The sequence below is a fragment of the Aquipseudomonas alcaligenes NBRC 14159 genome (assembly GCF_000467105.1).
Lineage (GTDB): Bacteria > Pseudomonadota > Gammaproteobacteria > Pseudomonadales > Pseudomonadaceae > Aquipseudomonas > Aquipseudomonas alcaligenes.
The window spans coordinates 1-8,300 of record NZ_BATI01000069.1 but is presented as its reverse complement, the minus strand read 5'-3'; the positions used below and the strand labels follow the sequence as shown (position 1 = coordinate 8,300).

The window sequence follows — 8,300 nt, the reverse complement described above, 5'->3', positions numbered from 1 at the left end:
ACATCGTGTCCCAGGGCATCCCATCGCTCACTTCTCGAAGAGTCACGTAGAACCATGGGCGGTGCTGGTTATGTTCAACGAATTGCCACATTTGGTAGTGATCGCCAAACACTGGCTCAAACGGAATTTCAGCATGCCGATAGGTGGTAAACATCAATGAATCTCTGTATTTAAGCTATATATAGCATAGCCGATTGATCACCAAAAAGGCTTCATCGTTCCCTTTGCGAGAATGCAAAGTGGAACTGAGTGAAGCACTGGGGTTGGTGATTAAAGAGATCAGGCAGTCACGCGGACTGCCTCAGGAAGGTCTTGGCCCAAGCCAGAGCTACATCAGCGCAATCGAGCGGGGAAAGTGGAAAGCGTCCTTAGAAAAGCTCGAGCAAATTGCTGACATTTTGTCTTTGCACCCCACAACGCTCCTTCTCCTTGCCTACCTTAAGCAGGACCCCTCGCTAGATGCACGCACGTTAACTGCGCAGATCCAAGCAGAGTTAGGTGCCCTAAGAAGGTAGCTCGGTACTTGCTACTAGGGGCGATGGAGCATCGATGGTGCCACAGCTGCGGACATCCCACGCAATCAAAATCGAACAGTCCAACGCCGGGACATCCCCCCCAACGGCACAGGTCCTCTGCATCCAGTCGCGGCTCAATCAAATCGATCAGCGTGGCCTTGGTTAACCACAACAAGCATGTGCCGAGGAAGAAGATGGAGCGATTAGATTCCATTTATGAGGTGCAAAAGCACGCCAGACGATGAATGTGGACATACAATCGCGAACAGACAACCATCGCCCTTGGAGCCTCCCTCCCCAAACCGAAGCTGCCTATCGTGGCCTGACCTCGACTTCTGGCGAGCACTCAACATGGCCGGGGCACCCTGGAATTGCAATTGTGCAGTTAGGCAGTCACCCTTCTCGCACGTAAAATAAACCGAAAACAATTACATTAGGTAAGTGATTGATTTATGGAAGATAAATCACAGGTAACAGTTAGTAAGGTTCCGGATGCTATGAAGAACTCCCAATGGTGGGCAGGTACTTGAGGCGAGCGCGAGTTGTCTGCACAGGTCACTCTGCGGGACCCTCAGGCCTAATGTACCGGGATGCCAACGAATGAAGTGGACGCAATTGACCGGTGCGCAAGCGCTTTATGTCGAAATCGCGGGGGCAGACGGCATGTCCTGCGCCGAGGCCTCTGGCCTGCGGCGCAGCAACGGCCGATGGCTATTTTTTCTGGACGAAGGACAACCAGCGTTCTTCGGCCTTGACCCCGGCTTCGGAGGCCCACCATTGCGCCGAGAGCAGGGCCTGGCGCGAGATGTTGCCGGGTGCGGAAGGCAGCTTGGCCTCGCGCTCGGCCGGGATTACCCCGGTCTTGAAGGCTTCGGGGTTGAGCGGGCCGTAGTCGATGATCATCGGCAACGCCGCTTGCAGTTTGGCATCGATGGCCTCGTTGACGAATTTCATGGCGGCCACCTTGTGCGGCGAGCCTTTGAGGACGCACAACGAGTTGGTTTCCAGCACACCCTGGTTGTAGTCGAATGCCACGGGTGCGCCGGCGGCCTGTACGGCGGTGATACGGCCGTTCCAGGCCTGGATCATGTCCACTTCGCCGTCGCTGATCAGCTGCGCCGACTGCCCGCCGGACGTCCACCAGGTGGCGATGTCGGGCTTGATCTGCTCAAGCTTGCGGAAGGCGCGATCGACGTCCAGCGGATAGAGCTTGTCCATCGGCACGCCATCGGCCAGCAGCGCGATTTCCAGGGTTGGACGTGGCAGGTTACGTAGGGAGCGCTGGCCCGGGTATTTTTTGGTGTCCCAGAAGTCGGCCCAGGTCTTGGGTACGTCCGCGCCTTTGAACGCGTCCGTGCGATACGCCAGCACCGTGGAGTAGCTGATGTAGCCGACGCTGTATTCGTCCTTGAGGCTGTCGGGTATTTGCGCGGCATTGGGAATCAGCGCAAGGTCGAGCTTCTCGAACAGCCCTTCGGCTTCGCCACGGATGCAGTCGCCAGTGGGCAGGTCCACCACGTCCCAGGTGACCTTGCCGCTCTCGACCTGGGTCTTGATGATCGGGTAGGCCTTGGGCGAGCTGTCCTGTTTGAGCGTCAGACCGAGCTTTTTCGCCGCAGGCTCCAGGATCGCCTTGCTCTGGGCTTCCTGATAAGCACCGCCCTGGGATACGAACGTGATGTCCTCGGCCATGGCCTGGGTGGCGCTACCGATGAACAGGGCCAGACTCGCGAGTTGGAAAGCTGTAGTGCGCAATGTGCTCATGGAAAGACTCCGAATGGTTGGCAGATTTTCTTGGGCGAGCTGTAGGTTTTGTTGTCGGTCGCTCTGCGGGACCATGGAGGTCTAATGTACCGGCTTGTCCGTGAACGAAGCGGCTACAAATGCGCGGATGAAAAGTGGTTTATTGCGAAAATGCGAACGGGCACAGTATTTCGTGCGTCGGGTGCGGGCTTGCGCGCCTGTCGCGAGCAGCCCCGAAGCCCCCGGTAGGAGCGAGCATGCTCGCGATGGCGGTGTGTTGGGTGAGTCATAGCCAAGTCATTCAGCCCACCGTCATCCGCCTCACCACGCGCCGAATCATCGGCGCCGCCAGCACCACCACCGGCAACATCGATACCCACGACAGCGCCCACGCGTTCAACCAGCGGCCGGCAAAGGCCAGGTCGAGCGCATGGGGTGTGGTGGCGATGGCGGCCGCGACCGCGCAGGTCAGGCCGGATTGAACGACGCCGAAAACGAAATGCTCATAACGGGCGGGGATTTTCATCGGGGGTTCTCGAGAAAGAGCGGGGGGGCGCGATGCCCGGCCGCTCGGGCACGATCAAGCCGGTTGCAGTTGCGCGATAGTCTCTTCGGTGGTCCACAGCCCGTGGGCGAGGAAGCGGTAATTGATGATGGCCGCCAGGTAGCCGTCGCCATCCGGCAGGCGCGGGCCGGCGGTGGCGTCGCGTACCACGACTATTTCAAAGCCCTGTTCGAGCAGTTCGCGCAGGTGTGATTCCACGCAAAGGTTGGCCGCCATGCCGGCGAGGATGATCTGCGACACGCCTTTCTTGCGCAATTGCAGCGCCAGGTCGTTGGTTTCCGGGCCGTAGACCTTGTGCGGCGAGGCGATGATGGTCTCGCCGTCGAGAATGTACGGCTTGTAGATCTCGAGGAAATCGGCGCCGGAGCCTTCGAAGTTTTCCAGGGTGTTCGGTCCCTTGCGATCGAACATGCAGATGCTGTGCATGACCTTTTCCAGCGGACCGCCAAAATGCCAGTCGTGGTCGTGCGGGTAGTAATAGTGTGGCGACACGGCCACGGGCAGGTCGTGAGCCTTGAAGGCCTTGAACAGTTTTTCCAGGTTTTCGACGGTGTTGTTCTCGACGATGCTCTCACCGAACACCGCCCAACTGGCGCCGGCAGGGCTGAGGAAGTCGTTCTGTGGGTCGATGACCACCAAGGCGGCTTTGCTCAGGTCGAGCTTGAAACCAGTGGCAGGCAGTGCGGGTTCGGCGGGGTCGGCGTACAGATGGCTCATGACGATTTACCTCTTGGGTGCTTGCGTGGATGAGACGTGAATGTTGCTTTATATAAATGACCAGTCGTCTTATTAATGAGGAAAAAAAACTCACTCCAATAGCCGAGGCAAGACCATCGATACGAAACGCTGCAGAGGTGCACCGTCGCGCAGGACCTTGCCGCGCATGACCGCACCTTCCCAGCCTTCGACGATGACACTGGCCAGCGCTTCGGCGTCGTGAGTTTCAGAGAGTTCGCGGCGCTGCTGCGCTTCACGCAGGCAGCTCGCGAGCAAACCTTCCCAGCGCGCCAGCACATCGGCCAGACGCTTGCGGGTTTGTTCGCTGCCATTGGACATTTCCAGGGACAGGTTGCCAATCAGGCAACCCAGGCTGTATTCATGCTCGCCGTGCTCGAGCACCAGGGCCTGGAAGAACTGGCCGATGCGCTCCAGCGGCTTGACCCGGGCGTCGTAGAAGATCGGCCCGTGGCGGGTTTCGATCGAGGTCCAGTATTCCTCGAGGATCTCTGCCGCGAAGTCTTCCTTGCTGGCGAAGTAGTTGTAGAAAGAGCCCTTGGGAATCTCGGCAGCGGCGGTGATGTCCTGGACGCCGCAGCCGTTGAAGCCACGGTTGTGAACCACCTGGCGGCCAATCGACAGCAAACGGGATCTGACTTCGAGGTTGACCGGGCGAGCCATGACAGAGACATCCAGTGATGAGAAAGTTTTAATAAACTAACTGGTCATCTATGTTTCGTCAACAGTCGAATTGACTGCCAATCAGTCCGCCTGCGCCATCTCGATGTACTCGAGCATCTTCTCGTTGCCATCGAGAATGTCACGGCAGATGGCCGCCCGTGCCGCCGCGCCATCGCGGCGCTTGAGTGCGTCGAGCACTTCCCAGTGATGGTCGATGGCCATGCGCTCGTTGAAGTTGCCATAGGCACGGGCGATCAGTGGGCCGGTGCGCATCCACAGGCTATCGAGCAAACCCGCCAGCACCGGCATGCGCGCGATGGTGGTCAGCGCGTAGTGAAATTGCTGATTGCACTTGAGAGCGGCTTGCAAGTCCTGGGCGTTGATCGCGGCGATGTTGTTTTCGATGCAGGCTTGCAGGTCTGCGAGTTCGCTGTCGGTCACCAGCGCGGCGGCCGTCTCCGCAGCCAGGCCTTCAAGCGCCAGGCGGATGCTGCGGATCTCGCCGTATTGCGCGGCGGTGAGGATGGGTACGCGGATGTCACGCGGGGTCTTGAGGATCAGCGCCTGTTCCTTGGCCAGTTGCAGGATCGCGTCGCGCACCGGTGTGACGCTGGTGCCCAGTTGTTCGGCCAGGTCGCGGATGCGCAGGCGGTCATCGGGCTGGAAACGCCCGGTGATCAGTGCCTCGCGCAGCAACTCGTAGATGCCACTGCCCAGGTAAGAGTGATTGAGGGTTTGAATAGGGTAGGGGTTGCTCATTGATCGCTCATCTGCGGCGGATGCCCGGCCCGAATGATGGAAGTTTCCGGCCGGGATTTCCAGATTATTCCTTGTTTAGATTTCTGATATTTCGGTTTGTGTTTTCTTCAAAATGGTATGTAATACATCGGTATGTAATGCAGTATCTTAAAAAGGTGTCCAATGTCCAAAGGCGGCGTAACCTTCACTGAGGTGAAAAATGCGGTCGAGCAGCTCCGCAAGCAGGGAATCAACCCCTCCGTGGACAACATCCTGAAGTTCATTGGTCATGGCTCAAAGACCACTATTCACAAGCACCTTAAGGCCTTGCTGCGCTCTGAGAGGGGCTTGCTAGGGGAGCTAGGGCTGATCAGTGATGACCTGGCCGGGCTCGTCATTCAGCTGCACAACCAGCTGAAGGCTGAATCCCAAAAGGTCATTGATGTGGCCGCCGAACGAACCGCGGCCGTAATCGCTCATGTGAAAGAGCAGCTCAAAGATGAGATGGCGCAGACCAAAGAGCTGGGCAAGGAGCTGCAATCCAGAGCAACTGAACTGACCGCAGAGCGCCAGCACTCTAACGACCTCAGCTCAAAGCTCGGTGCTGCGCAGCAAGAAATTGCGCGCCTGGCACAGCAGCTAACAGATCTGCAGGGCACGTTTGAAGATGCCAAACGCCACATTGGGAAGCTCGACCACGATCTGAAAACCGCCCATGAGAACAACCGGCACTTTCAGGATGCCGCGGCTACCCAGATCAAACAGATTCGCACAGAGCACTCCACCGAGGTTTCTAAGCTCCAGGCCGAAAAGCACGACAGAGAGGCGACAATTGCCGAGCTTCGTACTTCGACAGTTGAACTCAACCGGCAGAACTCAGAACTCATAGCCCGACTCAGCAGCGAGCAAGCGTCCACCCGCAGACTTGAGAATCAATCTTCCAAGCTCCAGTCAGAAATCGATCAACTGCGAAGGGATCTGAGCGCCTCTGAAATCGAACGCGCAACAGCTGCAGCCAAAATCGAGATGCTGACCAGCCAAGTCCAGCACAACCAGGAAGAATTGAAGTCACTCAACGCGGCTCTAGTTGAAAGCCAGCGCGGGCAGGCGCAACAAGAAATTCAGAACTCCACCCTCCGAACTGAACTGGCCGCTCTGCAGGCTATTGCGGCCGCAGGGGCTGACACGCCTGATCGGACTGAATCATGAGTGGGCATGACACGATGGGATCTATAGCGACATCCTTCCCGGAACTCTCGGGCAGTCAGCAGCACGAGGCCTCTAACTCACGGCCAGTCGGCGCACCCAATCTGAATATCGGGCCCCAGCCACTGTTCGACACCTTTGAAGCGTTCGAGAACTCTTCCGCAAGCGAGTACGCCGCTGATCGCCCGTCAATCGTCGACTACATCAAGCTCTTTGAGCCGACCATCAACGCGCACCAGGACTACCAGTACGTTCGGTCATTCCTCACATCCTACAATGGGCGGGAAACCACCTTCCGTAGCTACAGGACCCAGGTTGAACGGCTTCTTCTCTGGTCCTGGATCAAATGCGGGAAGTCAGTTACGTCACTCAAGCGGACCGATGCAGAGGCCTTTATGCAGTTCTGCTGCCAGCCTGACCCGGACTGGATTGGTGATGCGGTTCGGCAGCGATTTCTGCTCGCTGAGGGCGTCTATAGCCCTAACCCTCAATGGCGGCCGTTTGGCTCTCTCAGCAAAAAGGCTACCCGCAAGGTCGCCGCCGAGAACATGGTCGAGCTCGACACACCCCAGTATGCAATCTCAGCAGGTTCGACGCGGCAGGTCTTCGCCATCTGCTCTTCGTTCTACAAGTTCCTGATTGAAGAGGAAGTGCCTACAGGGAACCCATTCAAAGCCATCAAGCAAAAGAGCAAATGGGTCAGCAAGGAGTCCCGCAAGGTAACCCCTAAGGTCCTGTCGCGGCTCCAATGGGACTATGTGATCGAGACCGCCGAGCTGATGGCGAATCAGGATCCGAAGCACGAACGCAGCCTCTTCATTCTCGCCACACTGTTTGCCATGTATCTCCGGGTTTCCGACATCGTCGGTATCGCTGACTGGAAGCCGACCATGGGCTCCTTCGTCAAGCTGAAGGGCACCTGGTGGTATGAGGTCACAGGCAAAGGCAACAAAGAGGCTCGCGTAAGCGTCAAGGATGATTACCTGAACTACCTGAAGCGGTACCGGGTATCCCGCAACCTCACTCCACTGCCGTCACCTGGCGAGACCACACCACTTCTTGTGCACTTAAATGGAAAGGCAGGGCTTACTGACCGTCACGTTCGGAAAATCGTCCAGGTGATTTTCGACCAGGCGCTTGAGCGCATGAAGAGTGAGGGTCGAGACGAAGATGAGTACAACGAACTCCGAAGCGCCTCTCTACACTGGCTCCGCCACACAAGCGCCACCTTTGATGCACCGTTTCGTGAGATGAAGCATCTTCAGGCCGACTTGCGACACGAGAACATGTCCACCACGCAGGACATCTACTACGAGGCCTTGGATGATGAGCGTGCAGATTCAAACCGGCGGTTGAGGATCAGGGACTAAGCCACAACCTTGATGGAGGTAGCCGTACGTGGCCACCTCCATTAATCCGTAATTCGATTCAGCTGTTTGTACTCATCCCACTCCATTCCAATCGATTCGGCTATCTTGCGCTGACGCTCCAATCGCCATTCCCTAGCTTGCTCCGGTGATTCAGAAACCAACTGGATGACGTATTCATCAACTTCAATTCCGCGGCGTTTGGCCGCTTCAGCGAAGGCCACACTGCGCTGATGCTCTCGGTACTCCTCAACAGAGGAGCCGCCAGCCTCGATAACTGTCCGGCTGATAGATTCGATCTCAGTTAAGGCTCGAGGGTTCTCGGTGAAGAATTTGTCGCGGGCCGCAGCGTATCGTTCTTGGATGTTCATGGATTCCATTTCCCTCAGGTAACAGTTCAAATCGAGCAACACTTTGGCCCCAGAAGCTGGCGTATTCTATGGGCTAGTGTCGAGGCCAAAAAAGGGCAGGGCAGTCATATGGATGGCATTGTAAGCCAAGCGATGCAGGAGTCTGAGATGAGCTCGATCACTGAGGATGACAAGACAGTTTGGGACACGCCATCAGGCTATGTCCTGACGTGCAATAAAACTCTCTGCATGGAAGAAACTCAGGTGCAGGTGTTCACCGAAGGGAAGCGTTACCGCGTTGAGTCCATGCACCCAATTGCCATTCCCGCGTTCGTTAAAGTGATTGATGACCAAGGTGAATTACACATGCTCGATGGAAGCCATCTGCGTGAGTGGTTCAATCGAAAGCCTAGGGAAA

The 8,300-nt window shown here is 57.0% G+C and carries 10 protein-coding genes; 4 read left to right on the top strand and 6 right to left on the bottom strand.

Annotated features, from left to right (window positions below):
* Positions 1–239 precede the first annotated feature (239 nt).
* Positions 240–515, top strand: a complete 276-nt coding sequence (locus PA6_RS21725; RefSeq protein ID WP_021703127.1) for a helix-turn-helix domain-containing protein — start codon at positions 240–242, stop codon at positions 513–515.
* A gap of 711 nt (positions 516–1,226) precedes the next feature.
* Here the strand turns inward: PA6_RS21725 and PA6_RS21720 are convergent.
* The 5 genes from PA6_RS21720 to PA6_RS21700 form a co-directional block, all read right to left on the bottom strand.
* Positions 1,227–2,279 (bottom strand): ABC transporter substrate-binding protein, encoded by a 1,053-nt coding sequence (locus PA6_RS21720; RefSeq protein ID WP_003465034.1) that lies wholly within the window; start codon positions 2,277–2,279, stop codon positions 1,227–1,229.
* Positions 2,280–2,559: 280 nt separating this feature from the next.
* Positions 2,560–2,784 carry a DUF2798 domain-containing protein gene (locus PA6_RS23185; protein ID WP_003465037.1) on the bottom strand — a complete coding sequence of 75 codons (225 nt, stop codon included), beginning with the start codon at positions 2,782–2,784 and terminating at the stop codon, positions 2,560–2,562.
* A 54-nt stretch (positions 2,785–2,838) separates the two neighbouring features.
* Positions 2,839–3,540 carry a cysteine hydrolase family protein gene (locus PA6_RS21710; RefSeq protein WP_003465039.1) on the bottom strand — a complete coding sequence of 234 codons (702 nt, stop codon included), beginning with the start codon at positions 3,538–3,540 and terminating at the stop codon, positions 2,839–2,841.
* 90 nt (positions 3,541–3,630) lie between these two features.
* Positions 3,631–4,221 carry a TetR/AcrR family transcriptional regulator gene (locus PA6_RS21705; RefSeq protein WP_003465041.1) on the bottom strand — a complete coding sequence of 197 codons (591 nt, stop codon included), beginning with the start codon at positions 4,219–4,221 and terminating at the stop codon, positions 3,631–3,633.
* Positions 4,222–4,302: 81 nt separating this feature from the next.
* On the bottom strand, positions 4,303–4,980 hold the full coding sequence (locus PA6_RS21700; RefSeq protein ID WP_016487046.1) for a GntR family transcriptional regulator: 678 nt from the start codon (positions 4,978–4,980) through the stop codon (positions 4,303–4,305).
* Positions 4,981–5,142: 162 nt separating this feature from the next.
* Here PA6_RS21700 and PA6_RS21695 point away from each other — a divergent pair, with 162 nt between their 5' ends.
* Positions 5,143–6,168, top strand: a complete 1,026-nt coding sequence (locus PA6_RS21695; protein ID WP_021703125.1) for a DNA-binding protein — start codon at positions 5,143–5,145, stop codon at positions 6,166–6,168.
* Positions 6,169–6,269: 101 nt separating this feature from the next.
* Positions 6,270–7,535 (top strand): tyrosine-type recombinase/integrase, encoded by a 1,266-nt coding sequence (locus PA6_RS21690; protein WP_043217329.1) that lies wholly within the window; start codon positions 6,270–6,272, stop codon positions 7,533–7,535.
* Positions 7,536–7,576: 41 nt separating this feature from the next.
* On the opposite strand, the gene PA6_RS21685 is transcribed toward PA6_RS21690, so the two are convergent.
* Positions 7,577–7,903, bottom strand: coding sequence for a DUF6388 family protein (locus tag PA6_RS21685; RefSeq protein ID WP_021703123.1), 327 nt, complete (start codon positions 7,901–7,903; stop codon positions 7,577–7,579).
* A gap of 147 nt (positions 7,904–8,050) precedes the next feature.
* On the opposite strand from PA6_RS21685, the gene PA6_RS21680 reads away from it, so the two are divergent.
* Positions 8,051–8,300: hypothetical protein (locus PA6_RS21680; protein WP_021703122.1), on the top strand; the 250-nt coding region annotated here is incomplete at its 3' end.

What these genes read in the sequence shown, in the direction of transcription:
- PA6_RS21710 (WP_003465039.1), bottom strand. Translation starts at nt 3,540, where the DNA reads ATGAGCCATCTGTACGCCGACCCCGCCGAACCCGCACTGCCTGCCACT.
- PA6_RS21720 (WP_003465034.1), bottom strand. Translation starts at nt 2,279, where the DNA reads ATGAGCACATTGCGCACTACAGCTTTCCAACTCGCGAGTCTGGCCCTG.
- PA6_RS21685 (WP_021703123.1), bottom strand. Translation starts at nt 7,903, where the DNA reads ATGAACATCCAAGAACGATACGCTGCGGCCCGCGACAAATTCTTCACC.
- PA6_RS21705 (WP_003465041.1), bottom strand. Translation starts at nt 4,221, where the DNA reads ATGGCTCGCCCGGTCAACCTCGAAGTCAGATCCCGTTTGCTGTCGATT.
- PA6_RS23185 (WP_003465037.1), bottom strand. Translation starts at nt 2,784, where the DNA reads ATGAAAATCCCCGCCCGTTATGAGCATTTCGTTTTCGGCGTCGTTCAA.
- PA6_RS21700 (WP_016487046.1), bottom strand. Translation starts at nt 4,980, where the DNA reads ATGAGCAACCCCTACCCTATTCAAACCCTCAATCACTCTTACCTGGGC.
- PA6_RS21695 (WP_021703125.1), top strand. Translation starts at nt 5,143, where the DNA reads ATGTCCAAAGGCGGCGTAACCTTCACTGAGGTGAAAAATGCGGTCGAG.